This is a genomic window from Terrabacter sp. Root181 (assembly GCF_001428505.1).
Classification (GTDB): domain Bacteria; phylum Actinomycetota; class Actinomycetes; order Actinomycetales; family Dermatophilaceae; genus Terrabacter.
The window spans coordinates 466,967-485,772 of sequence record NZ_LMHU01000006.1 but is presented as its reverse complement, the minus strand read 5'-3'; the positions used below and the strand labels follow the sequence as shown (position 1 = coordinate 485,772).

The 18,806-nt window shown below is 71.4% G+C and carries 16 protein-coding genes; 11 read left to right on the top strand and 5 right to left on the bottom strand.

The features are described from left to right. The first annotated feature begins 4 nt into the window (after window positions 1–4). Together ASD90_RS14075 and ASD90_RS14070 are read left to right on the top strand one after the other, a co-directional pair. A complete protein-coding gene (locus ASD90_RS14075; RefSeq protein WP_056757763.1) occupies window positions 5–682 on the top strand; it encodes an NUDIX hydrolase in 678 nt (225 codons plus the stop codon). Continuing rightward, window positions 679–1,104, top strand: coding sequence for a YchJ family protein (locus ASD90_RS14070; RefSeq protein ID WP_056757562.1), 426 nt, complete (start codon window positions 679–681; stop codon window positions 1,102–1,104). The genes ASD90_RS14075 and ASD90_RS14070 overlap by 4 nt, the downstream gene beginning before the upstream one ends. Here ASD90_RS14070 and ASD90_RS14065 read toward each other — a convergent pair. Continuing rightward, window positions 1,009–2,010 carry an EamA family transporter gene (locus ASD90_RS14065; RefSeq protein WP_056757559.1) on the bottom strand — a complete coding sequence of 334 codons (1,002 nt, stop codon included), beginning with the start codon at window positions 2,008–2,010 and terminating at the stop codon, window positions 1,009–1,011. The genes ASD90_RS14070 and ASD90_RS14065 overlap by 96 nt on opposite strands. A 73-nt stretch (window positions 2,011–2,083) precedes the next feature. On the opposite strand from ASD90_RS14065, the gene ASD90_RS14060 reads away from it, so the two are divergent. Next, window positions 2,084–2,998 (top strand): LysR family transcriptional regulator, encoded by a 915-nt coding sequence (locus ASD90_RS14060; protein WP_056757555.1) that lies wholly within the window; start codon window positions 2,084–2,086, stop codon window positions 2,996–2,998. Window positions 2,999–3,042: 44 nt separating this feature from the next. Here ASD90_RS14060 and ASD90_RS14055 read toward each other — a convergent pair whose 3' ends face one another. Next, on the bottom strand, window positions 3,043–3,750 hold the full coding sequence (locus ASD90_RS14055) for a TetR/AcrR family transcriptional regulator (protein WP_082588727.1): 708 nt from the start codon (window positions 3,748–3,750) through the stop codon (window positions 3,043–3,045). A 112-nt stretch (window positions 3,751–3,862) separates the two neighbouring features. Here ASD90_RS14055 and ASD90_RS14050 point away from each other — a divergent pair, with 112 nt between their 5' ends. Continuing rightward, window positions 3,863–5,389 carry an MFS transporter gene (locus ASD90_RS14050; protein ID WP_056757552.1) on the top strand — a complete coding sequence of 509 codons (1,527 nt, stop codon included), beginning with the start codon at window positions 3,863–3,865 and terminating at the stop codon, window positions 5,387–5,389. 45 nt (window positions 5,390–5,434) lie between these two features. Here ASD90_RS14050 and ASD90_RS14045 read toward each other — a convergent pair whose 3' ends face one another. Then, complete coding sequence (locus ASD90_RS14045; protein ID WP_056757549.1) at window positions 5,435–6,529, bottom strand: acyltransferase; 1,095 nt, start codon at window positions 6,527–6,529, stop codon at window positions 5,435–5,437. 138 nt (window positions 6,530–6,667) lie between these two features. Here ASD90_RS14045 and aspS point away from each other — a divergent pair, with 138 nt between their 5' ends. The 4 genes from aspS (at window position 6,668) to ASD90_RS14025 (ending at window position 11,253) form a co-directional block, all read left to right on the top strand. Continuing rightward, complete coding sequence (gene aspS, locus ASD90_RS14040) at window positions 6,668–8,497, top strand: aspartate--tRNA ligase (RefSeq protein WP_056757547.1); 1,830 nt, start codon at window positions 6,668–6,670, stop codon at window positions 8,495–8,497. A gap of 125 nt (window positions 8,498–8,622) precedes the next feature. Next, entirely contained in the window at window positions 8,623–10,332 is a 1,710-nt protein-coding gene (locus ASD90_RS14035) for a peptide-N4-asparagine amidase (protein WP_082588726.1), read from the top strand. 24 nt (window positions 10,333–10,356) lie between these two features. Beyond that, a complete protein-coding gene (locus tag ASD90_RS14030) occupies window positions 10,357–10,809 on the top strand; it encodes a helix-turn-helix domain-containing protein (protein WP_056757542.1) in 453 nt (150 codons plus the stop codon). A 9-nt stretch (window positions 10,810–10,818) separates the two neighbouring features. Then, on the top strand, window positions 10,819–11,253 hold the full coding sequence (locus ASD90_RS14025) for a VOC family protein (RefSeq protein WP_056757539.1): 435 nt from the start codon (window positions 10,819–10,821) through the stop codon (window positions 11,251–11,253). Window positions 11,254–11,269: 16 nt separating this feature from the next. On the opposite strand, the gene ASD90_RS14020 is transcribed toward ASD90_RS14025, so the two are convergent. Together ASD90_RS14020 and ASD90_RS14015 are read right to left on the bottom strand one after the other, a co-directional pair. After that, complete coding sequence (locus tag ASD90_RS14020; RefSeq protein ID WP_056757534.1) at window positions 11,270–12,034, bottom strand: GNAT family N-acetyltransferase; 765 nt, start codon at window positions 12,032–12,034, stop codon at window positions 11,270–11,272. Next, on the bottom strand, window positions 12,031–14,223 hold the full coding sequence (locus tag ASD90_RS14015) for an MMPL family transporter (RefSeq protein WP_056757531.1): 2,193 nt from the start codon (window positions 14,221–14,223) through the stop codon (window positions 12,031–12,033). Before ASD90_RS14015 ends, ASD90_RS14020 begins: the two co-directional genes overlap by 4 nt. A 20-nt stretch (window positions 14,224–14,243) precedes the next feature. Between ASD90_RS14015 and ASD90_RS14010 the strand changes: the two genes are divergently transcribed. From ASD90_RS14010 to ASD90_RS14000, 3 genes are all read left to right on the top strand, one after another. Next, window positions 14,244–15,644: a replication-associated recombination protein A gene (locus ASD90_RS14010; protein WP_056757529.1), complete on the top strand. Its 1,401-nt coding sequence runs from the start codon at window positions 14,244–14,246 to the stop codon at window positions 15,642–15,644. 269 nt (window positions 15,645–15,913) lie between these two features. Further along, window positions 15,914–16,945, top strand: coding sequence for an ABC transporter permease (locus tag ASD90_RS14005; protein WP_056757526.1), 1,032 nt, complete (start codon window positions 15,914–15,916; stop codon window positions 16,943–16,945). 70 nt (window positions 16,946–17,015) lie between these two features. After that, window positions 17,016–18,794: an ABC transporter substrate-binding protein gene (locus ASD90_RS14000; RefSeq protein ID WP_056757524.1), complete on the top strand. Its 1,779-nt coding sequence runs from the start codon at window positions 17,016–17,018 to the stop codon at window positions 18,792–18,794. The last annotated feature ends 12 nt before the right edge of the window (window positions 18,795–18,806 follow it).

The window sequence follows — 18,806 nt, the reverse complement described above, 5'->3', positions numbered from 1 at the left end:
GCGGGTGAGCCTGGACGCGCCGCGGGGCACCGCAGCCGACCTCGTCGAGGAGTGGACCGCCGAGCCGGTGGTCGAGACGACGACCCCCTTCGAGGGGATCATCTTCGACGTCGTGCGCGAACGCGTCGACCTCGGCGCCGGGGGAGTCGTCACCCGTGACTTCGTGACGCACCCCGGCGCCGTCGCCGTGCTCGCCCTGCGCGAGCTCGACGGGGTCTCGCACGTGCTCCTCATCCGGCAGTACCGCCACGCGAGTGGCGGCCACGTGTGGGAGCTCCCCGCCGGCTTGCTCGACGTCGACGGCGAGCCGCCGTGGGAGGCCGCCGCGCGTGAGCTGGCCGAGGAGGTCGACCTGACGGCCGACGATTGGCACGTGCTCGCCGACGACGTCACGTCGCCGGGGGCGTTCCCCGAGACGGTGCGGATCTTCCTCGCTCGGGGCCTGCACGAGGTCGCCGCGGCCGACGCCCACCAGCGCACCGCCGAGGAGCTCGGGATCCGACCGCTCTGGGTCTCGCTCGACGACGCCGTCGACGCGGCGCTCGACGGACGCATCAGCAACTCGGCCACGCTCGTCGGGCTGCTCTCCGCTGGGCTGTCCCGAGGCCGTGGGTGGTCGACGTTGCGACCGCACGACGCGCCCTGGCCCGCCCGCGAGGCCCAGCGCGTCCAGCGCTCGTGAGCGGGGCCTTCGGGCCGGCTGCCTCGGCGCGGTGCCCGTGCGGTGGCGGCCCGCAGCAGCAGGCGTATGCCGCCTGCTGCGGTCCGCTCCACGCGGGCGACCGTCCGGCCGCCACCGCGGAGGAGCTCATGCGCTCGCGCTACACGGCGTTCGCCGTGGGGGACGAGGCGTACCTCGTGCGCAGCTGGCACCCACGGACCCGGCCCGAGCGGGTCGACCTCGACGCGGCGACGCGCTGGACCGGCCTGACGGTGCTGCGGAGCGAGCGCGGCGGGACCGACGACGAGGACGGTGTCGTCGAGTTCGTCGCCCGGTGGTCGGAGTCCTCAGCGGGTGCCGGGCGTCGGGGCGAGCTGCACGAGGTCAGCCGCTTCGCCCGTCGGGCCGGTCGCTGGCTCTATGTCGACGGCGAGCACGGGTGACCCGTCGGCGGGCACGGCCGGCGATGCCACCGCCACCCCGCCACGTCGCCGGGTGACCGCCACGGCGACGCCGGCGAGCAGCACGAGCCCGCCGGCCAGCTCGAGGACGTTGGGCCTCTCGTCGAACGCGACCGCCGCGGCGGCCATGCCGAACACCGGCACGAGCATCGCGAACGGCGTCACCTTCGCGACGGGGTGCCGGCTGAGCAGCGTGTTCCAGATCCCGTAGCCGACGAGGGAGGAGAGGTAGGCGGTGTAGGCGGTCGAGGCGACGGCCTGCCACTGCAGGTGACCCAGGGCCTCCCCGATGGCCTCCGGTCCCTCGAACGCGAACGAGAGTGCGAGGGCCGGCACCGGCACGACGAGGCCCGACCAGACCGTCACCCCGAGCCCGGCGCCCGGACCCGTCAGCGCCCCCGCACGGCGGGTCAGCACGTTGCCCACGGCCCAGGACACGGCGGCCAGCACGAGCACGACGAGGGGGAGCAGCGGGGCTGAGAGCCCACGACCGACCGCGATCGTCAGGAGTCCGGCTCCTCCCAGGGCGACACCGATGCGCTGGGCCGTCGACGGACGCTCGCGCAGCCAGACGGCGGCGATGACGACGGTGAGGAGCACCTGCGCCTGGAGCACGAGCGACGACAGGCCCGGCGGCATCCCGAGGTGCAGAGCGAGGTACATGAGTGCGAACTGGCCGAGACTCGTGAAGAGGCCGATGAGGGCGAGGTCGCGCCACGGCAGCCCCGGCCGTCGGACGAGGAAGACCGCCGGGATGCAGACGACGACGAAGCGCACCGCGAGGAAGAGGAACGGCGGCACCGAGTCGATGCCGGTGCGGATGGCGACGAAGTTCGTGCCCCAGATGAGGGCGACGAGCACGGCGAGGGCGGTGTCACGGCGGCGCATGACCTCATCGTCGGGGCTGCAGACCGTTCACGTCCATCAAACTGTCATGAGGCCCACCATGTAGCATCGCTACATGATCGATCCGGTCGCCCTGCGCTCGCTCGTGGCTGTCGAGGCCCACGGCTCCGTCGGGGCCGCCGCGTCCGCCCTCGACTACACCCCGAGCGCGGTGTCCCAGCAGATCAAGCGCCTCGAGACCCAGACCGGGGTGCAGCTGCTCGAGCGGCAGGGTCGCGGCGTGCTGCTCACCGAGGCGGGCCGGACCCTCTCGGACGCGGCCCGGGCCCTGCTGGCCGACATGGAGCGGCTCGAGTCGCGCCTCCACGGGGCGAGCGGTGAGACGGTCGGCACGGTGCGCCTCGCGACCTTCGCCACGGCCTACCGCGGGATCGTCGTGGGCGCCATCGGCCGCCTTCGCGCGACCGCACCCGACGTCGTCCTCCGGCCCGACGAGATCGACCCCTGGGACGCGGTGGATGCGGTGGCCGCCGGCACGCACGACCTCGCCCTCGTGCACAACTGGGAGCCACTGCCGCTCGCCATCCCGGACCACCTCGAGGTGCGAGACCTCGGACGGGACCGCGCCGACGTCCTCGTTCACGAGGACCACCCGCTCGGCGCCCGTGCCAGCCTCGGGGTCGGTGACGTGCTCGACGAGGCCTGGGCCAGCGTCGCGCCCGGCTCCATCTGCCACCAGTGGCTGCAGAAGATGTATGCCGACGTCGGTCGCGCTCCCCGGATCGCCCATGTCGCCCTCGAGTTCGCCACCCACATCGCCCTCGTCGCCGAGGGGGAGGCCATCGCCCTCGTGCCACGCCTCGGCCGAGGCCAGCTCCCGGGTCGGGTCGTCGCCGTCCCCATCGTCGACCCGGTGTCCGAACGGACGGTCAGCCTCGTCTGGCGGCGCACCATGACCGACCGGCCCGCGCTCGCCGCGGCGGTCGACGCGCTCGCCACCGAGGCCGGCCGGGACCTCCGACCGGTCTGAGCCGCGTGGCGGGGACATCGCCCGCCGCCTTCGGAGCTGACCGCTCAGGTCCCGGCCTGCAGGCGCAGCCCGGCGAGGATGAGGTCGAGTCCGGCGCGGAACTGCTCGGCGTCGTCGTGACCCGCGAACTCGTCGACGACGACGTGCACGAACGGGAACGTGGCGGGGTCGAGCTCACGCCACTGCGCGGCATATCTGGCGAGGTACTCGTCGCGTCCGAGCGTTCCGGAGAGGACCTCCTCCGGGGGCTGCTGGCCCATGTCGGCCGCCGTGCCGACGACGAAGCCGACGACCGCGGAGACCGCGTGGAAGCTCTGCCGCGGTGTGAGGTCGAGGCGGAGCACCTGTTCGCCGAGACGCTCGTAGATCGCCAGGGCGTTCGGCTGCACCTCCGTGTTGCGCATGAAGTACGCGCCCAGCCAGGGCCGCTCGACGATGGCGTCGAAGATCCTGAGGGCCATGGTCCGGAGGTCGTCGACGGGATCGCCGGTCCCCACGTCCTGGACGGCAGCCAGCACATCCGCGAGGACGTGGTCGGCGGCGCGGTCGAGCAGCTCGTCCTTGCTCGAGACGTACCAGTAGATGCTCGCGGCGCCCCCACCGAGCCGGCCCGCCAGGGCCCGGAACGTCAGAGCCTGCTCGCCGCTCGTGTCGAGCAGGGCGACCGCCTCCGAGAGCACGGCGTCGAGGGAGTGCGAGGCCCGGCGGCGCCCCCTCGGGGGGCTGGCGTCGCGCTGGCGCTGTGGGCTCATGGCCCCATCCCACCACACCCGGTGCCGTCGTTCTTGCATTACATCGAACACTGTTCTATATTATCGAACTGTGTTCGAGAGTCGAACGCCGTTCGATACTTCAGGAGGTGCCATGACCACGACGATCCCCGGCCCGTCTCGGACCTATGCCTCGCTCCGCGCGGCCTCGGTGCCCATGCTCGCCCTCTGCCTCGCCTTCTTCGTCGAGATGGTGGACAACACCCTCCTGACCATCGCGTTGCCCACCATCGGCCGCGACCTCGGTGGCGCCACGACGGCGCTGCAGTGGGTCACCGGTGCCTACTCGCTGACGTTCGGCGGCCTGCTGCTGACCGCGGGCTCGGCCGCCGACCGGCTCGGCCGACGCCGGGTGCTCCTCTGGGGTCTCGCCGGCTTCGGCGTCATCAGCCTCGGAGTGGCCGCAGTGTCCACGACCGGCGAGCTCATCGCGCTCCGAGCGGCCCTCGGGATCGCGGCGGCGGCGATGGCTCCGATCACCAACTCGCTCGTCTTCCGGCTCTTCGACGACCAGGCCCTGCGCATGCGGGCCATGACCGTGATGATCATCGTCGGGATGTCCGGCTTCGTCCTCGGCCCCCTCCTCGGCGGCACGGCGCTCGCCCACGTCCGGTGGGAGTGGCTGCTCCTCGTCAACGCGCCCATCGCCCTGGTCGCGTGGGTCGGAGTCCGGCTCGGGGTGCCCGCCGACCGCCGCGAGGACCTCACCGACGACCGGCTCGACCTGGCCGGCGCCCTGCTGAGCATCGCGGCCATCGGCCTCGGCTGCTACGCCCTGACGAGCGGCGTCGAGCACGGCTGGGTGTCGGCCACCACGGTCGCGGCGGTCCTCGGTGCCGGCCTCGCCCTCTTCGCGTTCGTCCGGCACGAGCGACGTTCCGCCTCACCGATGCTCGACCTCTCGCTCTTCTCGCGGGGCACGGTGCGCGGCGCCGCCGTGGCACAGGCCGGGACCTCGATCGCGATGGCCGGGGTCATGTTCGGCCTCATCCTGCACTTCCAGTACGCCTACGGCTGGAGCCCGGTGCGCGCCGGCCTCGCCAACCTGCCGCTCATCATGACGATGATCCTCGCCACTCCGCTCTCGGAATGGCTCGCCCGGCGCTTCGGCCACCGGATCGCGTGCCTCGTCGGTGCGGCCCTCGTCGCGGGCTCGCTCCTGGGCCTCGCGTGGGGCGTCGACCGGGGCTACCCCGCCATCGCTGCCTCCATGGTCGTCATGACGGTAGGCCTGCGCACGGTCATGACGATCTGCGCGGTGGCGCTCGTCGAGGCGATGCCCGCCAACCGGACGTCGATCGGCACCGCTCTCAACGACACGGCCCAGGAGGTCGGGACGAGCGTCGGCACCGCGGTCGTCGGCACCCTCGTGGCCGTCCTCGTGACGACGGTCCTGCCGGCAGGCACCTGGAGCCCCGAGCTCGTCTCGTCCTTCTTCCACGGTGAACGGGTGACGTATGCCGTCCTGGCCGTCCTCGTGGGAGTCGTGACCACCTGGGGGGCGCTCAGCCTCACCGACTCCCGCAACGTCGACGAGCACGCAGAACCGGAAGCAGAACCGGACAGGGGGCCGGACCCGGAGCCCGCAGCCGCGGGAGACCGGGCTCGGACGACGGCGTAGCGGCGCACCGGCGGCGCCGGACCGGAACCCTCCCGCGCGGGCGGTCTACGCCGTCGGGGCGGCCGGACGCGGGTCCCGCGCGGCCCGGTCGCGGGTCTCGGCGAAGGCCTGCTGCCGACGCGACGGCTGGTCGAGACGCAGCCGACCGCGCAGCCGGCCCACGGGTCGCTCGACGAGCACCCATGAGAGCCACGAGACGAGGACCGCGGCCGCGATGAGCACGAGGTTGCGTGGGGTCGTGTGCTCGCCGAGCAGCCTGCTGTTGATGAACGTCTGGTGCCACAGGTAGAGCGCGTAGCTGATCGTCCCGAAGAAGACCATGACGCGGGAGCCCACGACGCGCGAGTGACCCGACACGGCGGCATACACGAGCCACACGCCGAGCACGGCGTAGACGGCACCGAGCGGCCGGAAGAGCGGGTGGTCGACCTCGAGCCCGTGCCCGGGGAAGGCCGACACGGCGACCAGGACGACGAAGGGCACGAGGGGGCTCGTCGACGGCAGCTCCCAGCCACGCGCGCGCACCGCGGCGATCGCGAACGCCAGTGCCACCCCGAGCAGGAGGGCGAACGCGTTCGTCTCGGTCGAGATGTCGAGGCGGATCGCGCTGCCCCTCGTCCACACGGAGTAGAAGGTCGCGAGCGCCGCCAGGCTGAGCACGACCGCGAGGGCGCGGCTGCGCAGCCACGTCATGAGGGCGATGAAGACGGCCGGCCACACGACGTAGAACTGCTCCTCGACCGAGAGCGACCACAGGTGGTTGAGCACCCCCAGGTCGGTGCCCCCGATGCGCACCCAGTTGCCGACGTAGAAGAGCGAGGCGAGGGCCGCGGTGGGGTAGGTCGAGAGCCGGTCGTCGCCCGTCGCCCAGAGCAGCAGGGGAGCGAGCACGATCAGGAGCGCGAGCGCGGGCAGCAGGCGCAGGGCCCGTCGTCCCCAGAAGCGCCACAGGCTGACCGACCCCCAGCGGTCCCACTCGCGGACGAGCAGGCTCGTGATGAGGTAGCCGGACAGCACGAAGAAGAGCGTCACGCCCGACAGGCCGCCCCAGCGCACCGGCAGCCCGGAGTGGGCCGCCACGACGAGGAGGATGGCGAGACCTCGGACGCCGTCGAGGTCTCGGTTGCGGGAGTGCTGCACGGCGAAGAGCCTAGGCGCAGGCGGTCTAGGATTGGTCCTCGGTGCCCACGGCCGACCAGCCGCGGGCGCCCCAGCGCACTCCCAGCTCAGCCCCGGCGGCCGTCGTGCCGCCCGAACCACGTCCCGGAAGGACCCTCCGTGCTCCGCACTCACGAGGCCGGCACTCTCCGTGCCGACCACGCAGGCCAGACCGTCACCCTCACCGGCTGGGTGGCGCGGCGTCGAGACCACGGCGGGGTCGCCTTCCTCGACCTGCGTGACGCCTCGGGCGTCGCCCAGGTCGTCGCGCGTGACGAGGTGCTCGCCCAGGGCGGCGCCCACGACGTGCGCAACGAGTTCTGCGTCAAGGTCACCGGCGAGGTGCGCGAGCGCCCCGAGGGCAACGCCAACCCCGACCTGCCCACCGGCGACATCGAGGTCATCGTCAGCGAGCTCCAGGTGCTCAACCCGGCTGCGCCGCTGCCGTTCCAGATCGACGAGCGCGTCACGGTCGGCGAGGAGGCCCGCCTCAAGCACCGCTACCTCGACCTGCGCCGCCCCGGCGCCAGCTCGGCCGGCGCCGCGATCCGCCTGCGCTCGAAGGTCAACGCCGCAGCGCGCGCCGTCCTCGGTGCCCGCGACTTCGTCGAGATCGAGACCCCGACCCTGACCCGGTCGACGCCCGAGGGTGCCCGTGACTTCCTCGTGCCCGCGCGCCTCGCGCCCGGCTCGTGGTACGCACTGCCGCAGAGCCCGCAGCTGTTCAAGCAGCTGCTCATGGTCGCCGGAATGGAGCGCTACTACCAGATCGCGCGCTGCTACCGCGACGAGGACTTCCGCGCCGATCGCCAGCCGGAGTTCACCCAGCTCGACATCGAGATGAGCTTCGTCGAGCAGGACGACATCATCGAGCTCGGCGAGTCGATCGTGAAGGCGCTCTGGCGCCTGATCGGCGTCGAGCTCGACGCCCCGTTCCAGCGGATGACCTACGCCGACGCGATGGCCCGCTACGGCTCCGACAAGCCCGACCTGCGCTTCGGCAACGAGCTCGTCGAGTGCACCGGATACTTCGCCGACACGACCTTCCGTGTCTTCCAGGCGGACTACGTCGGTGCGGTCGTCATGCCGGGTGGTGCGAGCCAGCCGCGCAAGCAGCTCGACGCCTGGCAGGAGTGGGCCAAGCAGCGCGGCGCCCGCGGTCTCGCGTACGTCCTCGTCCAGGAGGACGGCGAGCTCGGTGGCCCGGTCGCCAAGAACCTCACCGACGCCGAGCGTGGCGGCCTGGCCGCGCACGTCGGCGCGAAGCCGGGTGACTGCATCTTCTTCGCCGCCGGCGCGGCCAAGCCCTCGCGGGCCCTGCTCGGTGCCGCCCGACTCGAGATCGGACGTCGCTGCGAGCTCATCGACGAGGACGCGTGGAGCTTCCTCTGGGTCGTCGACGCCCCGCTCTTCGAGCCGGCCGCCGACGCCGTCGCCTCAGGCGACGTCGCCGTCGGTGCCGGTGCGTGGACGGCCGTCCACCACGCCTTCACCTCGCCCAAGCCCGAGTTCCTCGAGACCTTCGACACCGACCCGGGGCCGGCGCTCGCCTACGCCTACGACATCGTCTGCAACGGCAACGAGATCGGCGGCGGCTCGATCCGTATCCATCGCCGCGACGTGCAGGAGCGCGTCTTCGCGGTCATGGGCCTGTCGGAGGAGGACGCCCAGGAGAAGTTCGGCTTCCTCCTGGAGGCATTCGCGTTCGGTGCCCCGCCGCACGGCGGCATCGCCTTCGGCTGGGACCGCATCGTCTCGCTGCTCGCGCACACCGACTCGATCCGCGACGTCATCGCCTTCCCGAAGTCCGGCGGTGGCTACGACCCGCTGACCGCGGCCCCGGCGCCGATCACGTCCGCGCAGCGCAAGGAGGCCGGCGTGGACGCGAAGCCCGCGGCCTCCGCCCCCGCAGCCCAGGGCGCCCCCGAGGTCAGCCCGAAGCAGAGCTGACCTCCAGCACCCGCTCCATGGAGGGGTTGTCGTCACCGCGGTGACGACAACCCCTTCTTGACGTATGCCGTCACCTGCCACGCGCTTTGCCCATCCTTGACCCGAGCGGTCCTACGGTCGGAACCATGCGCACACCACGTCGCCGTCCCGTCACAGCGGTGCTCCTGGGCACGGTCCTCGCCCTGACGGGCGCGAGCGCGGCCTCTGGCCTGCCCTCGACCGGTCCCGCCGCCGTCCCTTCGACCGCGCCCGCCGCTGCCCCGCCACCGGAGTTCGGCACCGACTGGGACGACCCGCGCACCCCGGAGCCACCCGTCGCCGTGCCACCCACCCGTCACTGCACCGTGCGGGTCGTCGACGACGCGTTCGACGACTTCGACGTCCACACGCGGGCCTACACCCCGCCCGTCGGGTGCGCAGGTCCGTGGTCCACGGTCGTCATGCGGCTCGAGGGTTCGGTGGCCGGGCGGCAGTTCGACCGCATCGGCTACGTCGACGTCGGTGGCGTGCGCATGCTGACGCTCTCGACGCCCGAGCCGAGCGTCGACGGGATCCGTTGGCACGTCGAGAAGGACGTCACCGACCTCGCGCCGCTGCTCGCGGACCCGCAGCAGGTGCAGGCCTTCATCGGCAACGTCGTCGACTCCACGTACACCGGAGTCATCCACGTCACGGTCGAGCTCGACTTCTACACCACGGGACGCGGCACCCCGGCGGCCCGGACGTCCGACGCCGTCCTTCCGCTCTCCGACACCTCCCGCGACGGCACCGACCTCGTCGGCTCGCTGACCGTGCCCCGCAACTCGACCCGGTTGCTCGCGGACGTCTTCGCGACCGGTTCCGGCGGTGGCTGCGAGGAGTTCTGGGACACGAGCGCCCCCGCGAGCACGGGCTACTCGTGTCCGGACGGCCTGCCCTACCGCGAGGTCGACGTGCGCATCGACGGGCAGCTCGCCGGGATCGCGGCGCCGTACCCCGTCGTCTACACCGGAGGCTGGAGCAACCCGTTCCTCTGGTACACCATCCCGTCACCGAAGGCCTTCGACATCCCGCCGCTCGGCTACGACCTGACGCCGTTCCTGGGCCGCCTCAACGACGGCAGACCGCACGACGTGCGCCTCTCGGTCGTGGGTTTGCCGTCCGGTCAGGGCGGCTGGACGATCTCGCCACGTTTCCGGATCTGGCGCGACGCGGGCCGCAGCGTCGTCGCAGGGACGACCGGGACGGCATACGCAGGCGACCCCGTCGTGGAGAGCGCCGTGTCGGGGGCGGGGGACCAGGCGGGCCACGTCGATCTCGACGCGCGACGTCAGCTCCGCGTCACGGGAACGCTGTCCACCTCGCGCGGGCCGGTGACGACCACGGTCACGCGCCGGCTCGAGAACACGTCGCGGCACGTGTGGACCGACGACGAGGCCGACGACACGCTCACGGCGTCGTGGACCGACACCCAGGTGGTGGCGACCGGGCTCGCGAACGGGACCCCGACCGTCGAACGCACCGGACACCGCTGGGACAAGGACGGTGTCCTCGGCTTCCATCCGCGCGGCGACATCGCCGGCGCGTACGACGTCACGGGCGACATCGCCATCACGTGGTCGCGCGACGACTCGCTGACGCGCGGCGCGGCGCGCCTGTCGAGCCGGTCGGAGACCTCGTCCTACGACGGGCAGGCGAGCTGGATCTACGGGGTGCCGCGGGACCAGCGGCACGCGACCGCCGACACCAGTGCCCGGGCCACGCTCAGCGAGAAGGTCCTCGGCCGGCCCGGGACGTCCTGGGACCACCGGCTCCGCGCTGTCAACGGCACGTTCGTCACGGATGCCGTCGGCTGAGGCGCGGAGGGCGAGAATGAGCGGGTGACCACGACGGAGCGACGCGCGCCCGATGACGTGCTGGTCCACCTGCGCCGCGCCCGCGACCACGCCGACCGGCACTACGCCGAGCCGCTCGACCTCGACGCGCTCGCCGCCGAGGCGCGCCTGTCGAAGTACCACTTCCTCCGGCTCTTCCGCACGACGTACGGCGTGACACCAACCGAGTACGTCTCGCGTCGGCGCATCGAGCGGGCCCAGGACCTGCTCCGGGCCACCAACCTCACGGTCACCGAGGTGTGCCACGCGGTCGGCTTCTCGAGCCTGGGCTCCTTCAGCAGCCGGTTCCGGGCCGTCGTGGGGGAGAGCCCGAGCGAGTTCCAGGCGAGGTATGCCGCCACGGGTGCGCCGCACATCCCGGGCTGCCTCATGTTCATGTGGGGTCTCGTCGAAGGCTCCGCAACCCAGGAGAAGCGCGGGCCGTCCGGGCCGTCCTAGCGTGGACCCATGATCACCAACATCTCCATCGTCAGCGTCTTCGTGAAGGACATCGACGAGTCCAAGCGCTTCTACGTCGACGTCCTCGGGTTCGAGGAGAAGGACGACATCACCCTCGGCGACGGCTACCGCTGGTGCACCGTCGTGCACCCGAGCCAGCCGGAGCTGCAGGTCAGCCTCGCGATCCCCGGACCCCCCTTCTCCGACGAGCTCGTCACGGCGATGAAGCGGGCCCTCGACGCCGGCGGCCTCAACGGGCTCGGCCTCTCGGTCGACGACTGCGAGAAGACCTACGCCGACCTGACGGCGAAGGGCGTCGAGTTCCTCCAGCCTCCGTCGGCCCGGCCCTACGGCACCGAGGCCGTGTGCCGCGACAACTCGGGCAACTGGATCGTCCTCGTACAGGAGGCCGACCGGAAGGTCGTGGCCGCCGACTTCGCCTGAGGCCGAGGCCGCCCGGTCAGTGGTCGATGACGACCGGGCGGCTCGACCAGGCGCAGAGCCGGTCGTAGCCGAGGGACGCGTAGAGCCCACGCGCGACCGCGTTGTGCGAGTACATCCCGAGGGTGCAGACACCTGTCTCGGCGACGGCCAGGCGGGTGACCGCGCCGACGATGGTGCGGCCGAGGCCCTGACCGCGCAGCCGCGCGTCGACGGCCACGGACGACAGGTGCGGCGCCCCGCCACGCGTCGTGCCCCAGGCGGCGACCGCGCGGAGCGCACCGTCGCGGTCCTCGACCGCAAACCAACGGTCGCCCCCGCCGGGCTCGGTGTCGGCCGTGGGGGAGTGCGCCTCGAGGAACGCGCGCACCTCGTCGCCCCGCGCGACGTCGTCGAGGACGACCACCTGCTCGTGCGACGGATGCTCCTCCGGGGCGGTGGTCGTGTGGAACCACTCCCAGTCACCTCCGTCCATGACGCGGTAGCGCTCGCGCAGCCGTGGCTCGAGGTGCTGCGGCACGGTGACCGAGAAGGCGCGACGTCCGGGGGAGACCGTCTGCGCGATCTCCGGCAGGTGGTCGAGCAGCGCCGTGACCCCGTCGTCGCCACCGAGGACGTTCACGGTGCGGCGCACGGCCTTGCGGGTGCGCTGGAAGGCGACGGCGTCGGCCGAGCTCCACCAGGTCGTGGCCAGGTCGTCGGTGACCTCCCACCTGACGAAGGGGTGGCGACCGGTCGCGTCAAGCAGGTCGTCGAGACCGTGCGCGCTGACGACGGCGGTCACTCCGTGATCCCGAACCGGTCGTGGAGGCGGCGCAGTGGCCCGGGGGCCCACCAGTTCCATCGGCCGAGCACCGTCATCGTCGCGGGGACGAGCAGCATGCGCACCAGCGTCGCGTCGATGGCGACGGCCGCGACGAGCGCCACGCCCATCTCCTTGATGATGAGGATGTCGCCGGCGACGAAGCCGCCGAAGACGATGACGATGAGCAGCGCCGCCGACGTGATGATGCGGCCCGTTCGCTGGAGGCCGAGCGAGACCGCGCGGTCGTTGCCGGCACCGTGCCGGTGGAACTCGACGATCCGGGAGAGCAGGAACACCTCGTAGTCCATCGACAGGCCGAACCCGAAGGCGAGCACGAGGAACGGCACCATCGACTCGATCGCGCCGACCGAGGTGAACCCGAGGAGGCCCTCGAGGTGGCCCTCCTGGAAGATCCACACGACGACGCCGAGCGCGGCGCCGAGCGAGATGACGTTGAGCAGCAGTGCCTTGACCGGCAGGACGACCGACCCTGTCATGAGGAAGAGCAGGACGAACGTGCCGAGCACGACGAGAGCCACGGCGTACGGAGCGCGGGCGGACATCGAGTCGAGGAAGTCGATCTGTCCCGCGGCCTGCCCCGTCGTCAACGTCACGAAGGGTGCGCTCGTCCCGCGGATCGTCGTCACGAGGTCCTGGGCCTCGTCGGACGTCGGACGCCCGGCGACGCGGATGTCGACGCGCTGGTCGGTGCTCCCGAGCGGACGGACGACGACGGCCTCCACACCCGGACTGCTGCGGAACTGCTGGGCCCACGCCGTAACGGCGGCGGTGTCGGCCGTCCGGGCGACGACGGTCACCTCCGGGGCGGAGAGTGCGGGGTAGTCCCGGTCGAGCAGCTCGAAGAAGACCCGCTGGGGCGCGTCCTTCGGGAGCAGCTCGGTGCCCGACGAGGTGAGCTTCATCGACAAGGTGGGCAGCGCCAGCGTCACGAGGACGACGACGACCCCGACGATGACGATCACGGGTCGGCGCTGCACCCCGACGGCCAGCCGGGAGAAGAAGCCGACGTCGGACGTCGGCTCGACGGCCTTGCGGGACAGGCGTTTTGCGCCCACGACGCAGAGTGCGGGCACGAGCGTGATGGCGACGACCATCGCGACGAGGACGACGCTGACCCCGGCCACCCCGATGGCGCGCATGATCGACGCCTCGAAGACGAGCAGGCCGGCGAGGGCGATCGCCACGGTCAGGCCGGAGAAGAGGACGGTGCGGCCCGCCGTCGCCACGGTCCGCTCGGCCGCGTGCGCGACCTCCTCGCGCGTCGGCACCTCGTGCTCGCGGTGGGCGAGCTCCTCGCGGAAGCGGCTCACCGTCAGGAGGCCGTAGTCGATGGAGAGGCCGAGGCCGAGCAGGGTGACGATGTTGACGACCGTCGCGTCGAGCTCGACCACGTGGGAGAAGACGAAGAGCGAGAGCAGGGCCCCGCCGATCGAGACGACGGCACCGACGACCGGCATGCCCGCGGCGACGAAGCCGCCGAAGACGAAGAACATGACGATGAAGGTGAGCGGCAGGGCGATGCCCTCGCCCCGGAGCAGGTCGCGCTCGACGGTCGTCGTGATGGCCTCGATGACCTTGCTCGTGCTACCCACGGACCCTTGGGCGTCCATGCTCGTCGCGACGGCCAGCAGCCGCGTCTCGGCCTGCGTCTCGGCCGCGTCCTGGGCTGCCTTGTCGAGGCCGGGCTCGAAGTCGACGACGGTGACGAAACCGCCCGCGGCCGGGGTCCCGCCCTTGAGCAACGGCGCCACGGACGGGTCGGTGACGCCGCCCGGTGCGAGCAGCGGAGACCGCACGGTCTTGACACCCGGGACCTGTGCGACCTCACGGGTCGCGGACGCGCCGGCCTGCACCGTCGCCGCATCGGTGAGGTCGGCGCCGGTCACCTGCATCGTCAGGGTCTCGAGCGCCGGCTGGCTCTCGGCGATGACGTCCTGGGCCCGGGAGGACTCGGACTCGACGGTCGGGGCGCCGGAGTGCAGCCGCTCGAAGAGCGACTCCCCGGTCACGCCACCGACCGCGACGGCGAAGCACGCGATGGCGATGACGGCCCAGGCCGCCACCCAGGTGCGCGGGTGCCGCGCGATGAGTCCGCCGAGACGGGCCAGCCGGGTGCGCGGCGGGCCCGCGGGTGAGGGGTTCTGCACGCGGATAGCCTTCCACAGTGATGTCGAACAGCACGGAGGACCTCTTCGGTGCGGCCTCCGCCGCCGAGCGCGGCGAGCAGCCCGCATCGGCCGGCGTCGCCCCGCTCGCCGTCCGGATGCGCCCGCGCACCCTCGACGAGGTCCGGGGCCAGGCGAAGGTGCTGCGTCCGGGCAGCCCGCTGCGCCGGCTCATCGAGGGCTCCGGCGGGGCCGCGGGTCCGTTGTCGGCGATCCTCTGGGGGCCGCCGGGCACGGGCAAGACGACGCTCGCCCACCTCGCCGCGACAGCCGCCGAACGCCGCTTCGTCGAGCTCTCGGCCGTCACGGCCGGTGTCAAGGACGTCCGCTCGGTCATGGAGTCGGCCGTCCGGGAGCGTGACCTCTACGCCCGCCAGACCGTGCTCTTCCTCGACGAGATCCACCGCTTCACCAAGGCCCAGCAGGACGCGCTGCTCCCGGGCGTCGAGAACCGCACCGTCATCCTCGTCGCGGCGACGACCGAGAACCCCTCGTTCAGCATCATCGCGCCCCTGCTGTCGCGGTCGGTGCTCGTCACGCTCGAGTCGCTGTCCGACGGTGAGATCGCCGAGCTCCTCGCAGCCGCGCTCACCGACGAGCGCGGGTTCGACGGCGCGCACACCCTCGCCGCCGACGCCACCGACCACCTCGTGCGGATCGCCGGCGGCGACGCGCGTCGGGCGCTGACCTCCCTCGAGGCCGCCGCCGGGGTCGCGCTCGACGCCCAGCCCGCGGGCCGGACGTCCGACGACCCCGTCGGGATCACCCTGGCCGACGTCGAGCAGGCCGTCGCCCAGGCGGCCGTCCGCTACGACCGCGCCGGCGACCAGCACTACGACGTCGCGAGCGCGCTCATCAAGTCGATGCGGGGGAGTGACGTCGACGCCGCCCTGCACTACCTCGCGCGGATGCTCGAGGCGGGGGAGGACCCCCGCTTCATCGCCCGCCGCATCGTCATCTCCGCCAGCGAGGACGTCGGCATGGGCGACCCCACCGCCCTGCAGACCGCCGTGGCGGCGATGCACGCGGTGGCCCAGATCGGCATGCCCGAGGCGCGGATCATCCTCGCCCAGGCGGTCGTGCACAACGCCATGGCACCCAAGTCCAACGCGGCATACCTCGGGATCAACGAGGCGATCGCGGACGTGCGCGCGGGCCGTGGCGGCGCCGTCCCCCCGCACCTGCGGGGGAGCGGCTACGCGGGCGCCGAGCGGCTCGGTCACGGCAAGGGGTACGTCTACGCGCACGACGAGCCCGACGGGGTCGCCGCGCAGCAGTACCTCCCCGACGACCTGCACGACGCCGTCAGCTACTACCGGCCCACGGACCGCGGGTTCGAGGAGCGCCTCCGGACGCGCTGGGAATGGCTCGCGGGACGTCTGGTGCGCACGCGCGGGGAGTGACCGGAGGGGCCGCTCACGCCTGCGTCGTCGGGCAATGTTTCGGGTCCGCAGGGCGTGGACGAACAATGTGTGGCCGGACGTGGTGCTCGGTAACGATTTGTCATCCATGCACGTCTCGATGCTTGGACAGCGCGAAACTGTGTGGCAGGCTCACGACGTCCCGGCGGGGGTGGCATCCGGATCATCTGGTGTGCCTCCGAGGGCGGTCCGGGTGACGAAACCCCGGCCGGATGTGATCCCACAAGGATGGAGACAACGCGTTGAACGCAATGCCGGAGCCCTCAGCGGCCATGCTGACCGAGGAATCCGAGGAGACGGCTTCGACGACGGCCCCCGAGACCCAGGACGTCCGCACGGGCCGTTCTCCCGGTCAGGTGGCCTGGGCCCGGCTCAAGCGGGACAAGGTCGCGGTCGTCTGCGCCGTCATCATCCTGCTGTTCCTCCTCATCGCGATCTTCGCCCCGTTCCTCGTCTCCCTCGAGGCCGTCGACCCCATCACCGGGGCCAAGGCCGACCCGAGCACGGTGCACACGGAGCTCGTCGACTTCAACGGCCTGCCGACCGTCGGGGCCAGCTCGGCCCACTGGCTCGGCGTCGAGCCGCGACTCGGTCGTGACCTCTTCGCCCGCTGGGCCTACGGCGCGCGCCCCTCGCTCATCATCGGCTTCGTCGCGGCGTTCGCCTCGACGATCATCGGCGTGACCCTCGGGCTCGTCGGCGGCTACCTCGGTGGCGCCTCCGACAAGGTCATCTCCTGGATCATCGACTTCTTCCTGTCGCTGCCGATCCTGCTGCTCGTGCTCGCCATCATCCCGATCATGCAGAAGCGCATCGCGGCCGGCAGCGACCTCACGCCCGAGGAGACCTCCGCGATCCGCTTCTGGGTCCTCATCGTCATCCTCGTCGTCTTCGGGTGGATGGGGCTGGCGCGACTCGTGCGCGGCGAGGTCAAGAGCCTGCGCGAGCGCGAGTTCGTCCAGGCCGCACGCGCCATCGGCGTGCCGACCCGCTCGATCCTCTTCCGCGAGATCCTGCCCAACCTCGTCGGCCCGATCATCGTCTCCGCCTCGATCGCCGTGCCGGCCTACATCACCTACGAGGCGACGCTGAGCTACCTCGGTGCCGGTCTCGTCGAGCCCACCGCGTCGTGGGGCCGCACCATCGCCGACGCGCAGAACCTCTTCGCCACGTACCCCCTGTGGCTCTGGCCCTCGGTCATCGGCCTGTCGCTCCTCGTCCTCGCCCTGAGCCTGCTCGGCGACTCGATCCGCGACGCCTTCGACCCCACCAGCCGCCGCTGACCCCACCGGGTCACGGTCATCAGATGTTCTCGGCAAAACGCCGGGACAAGCACAAAGGGAGCAAACAACAATGCGCTGGACCAAAGTCCTGACCGTGGGAGCCGCGGCTTCCCTCGGCTTCGTCGCGGCCTGCGGCGCGCCTGCCGCCAACAACGGCGGTGCCGGCAACGGCACCAACGGTGGAAACGCGCCGGTCGACCAGGCGGGTGCCGCCCTCGACCCCAACGCCAAGGGCCCCGCCCCGGAGATCCCCGGTGCCAAGAAGGGCGGCATCCTCACGGTGCCCTACTCCACGGTGCCCGCCAACATGGACCCGAGCGACCAGTTCTACCAGGACACGGCCGTCATCTTCTCGCTCACTCACCGCGCGCTGACGACCTACGTCAGCCGCGACGGCAAGCAGGTGCTGGTGCCGGACCTCGCCACCGACCTCGGCAAGGCGTCCGAGGACGGCCTGACGTGGACCTTCACGCTCAAGGACGGCATCAAGTACGAAGACGGCACCCCGGTCAAGGCTGCCGACATCGTCTTCGCCGCGAAGCGCTCGTTCGACCCCGACCTCGCGGCCAACGGCCCGACGTACCAGCGCGAGTTCTTCAAGGGTGGCGCCGACTACCAGGGCCCCTACAAGGGTGACAAGAGCTGGAAGGGCGTCGAGGCCCCCGACGACAAGACCGTCGTCTTCCACCTCGAGAAGCGCTTCGAGACGCTGCCCTACTTCGTCTCCTTCAACCAGTTCACGCCGATCCCCGAGGCGAAGGACAAGAAGGCCGACTACCAGCTGCACCCGCTCGCCACCGGCCCGTACATGTTCGACAAGTACACCCCGGGCACCGAGCTGGTCCTCAAGCGCAACCCCAACTGGGACCCGGCCACCGACCCGGCACGCAACGACTACCCCGACGGCTTCCACTTCAAGTGGGGCGTCGACACCATCAAGACGCAGACGGCCATCCTTGCCTCCAACGGTGACGACGCCACGAGCCTCAACTGGGACGCCATCGACTCCTCGCTCATCCCGCAGATCGAGGGCGACAAGAAGGCCCAGTTCGAGGAGGGCCCGTCCTCCTGCGTGCTCATGGTCAACATGGACGCCCGCAAGATCCCGCTCGAGATCCGCAAGGCGATCGCCGTGGCGTGGCCTTTCGACTCGATCCACAAGGCCGGAGGCGAGACGACGCACTCGTTCTCGCCGGCCAGCACGATCATCCCGCCGCAGATCCCCGGTCACCTCGACTACGAGGCCGAGGCTGCGCCGGGCGTCAAGATGAACGGTCAGGGCGACGGCAACCCGACGATGGCCAAGGACATGCTCGCCAAGGCCGGCTACGGCCCCGACAAGCCGTTCGAGCTCATCTACTACTACACGAACGACGACGACATCGCGCAGAAGGTCAACCAGGTCCGCAAGCAGAAGCTCGAGGCCGCCGGCTTCAAGGTTCAGGACATCGGTGTCCCCGGAGCCGAGCGTCGCAAGATCGTCGGCGACCCCAAGGGCAAGTACAACATGCTCCAGTCGCCGCGTGGATGGTGCTTCGACTGGCCGTCCGCCGACTCGATCATCCCGCCCACCATCGGCACGATCGCCCTCTCGCAGGGTGGTACGACGTTCGGTAACTTCTCCGACGCCAAGATCGACGCCGAGATCAAGCGCATCCAGAACCTCTCCATCACGGAGCAGGGCCCGGAGTGGGGCAAGATGGACAAGTGGCTGACGGAGAACTACCTCCTGGCCATCCCGGACAACAACGACAAGGGCAACTCGGTCTTCGGCACGAAGGTCAAGAACGTCCACAACAACCCGAACAAGGGCATGCCGGACCTCACTGACGTGTGGCTCGACCAGTAAGTCGTCAGTGAC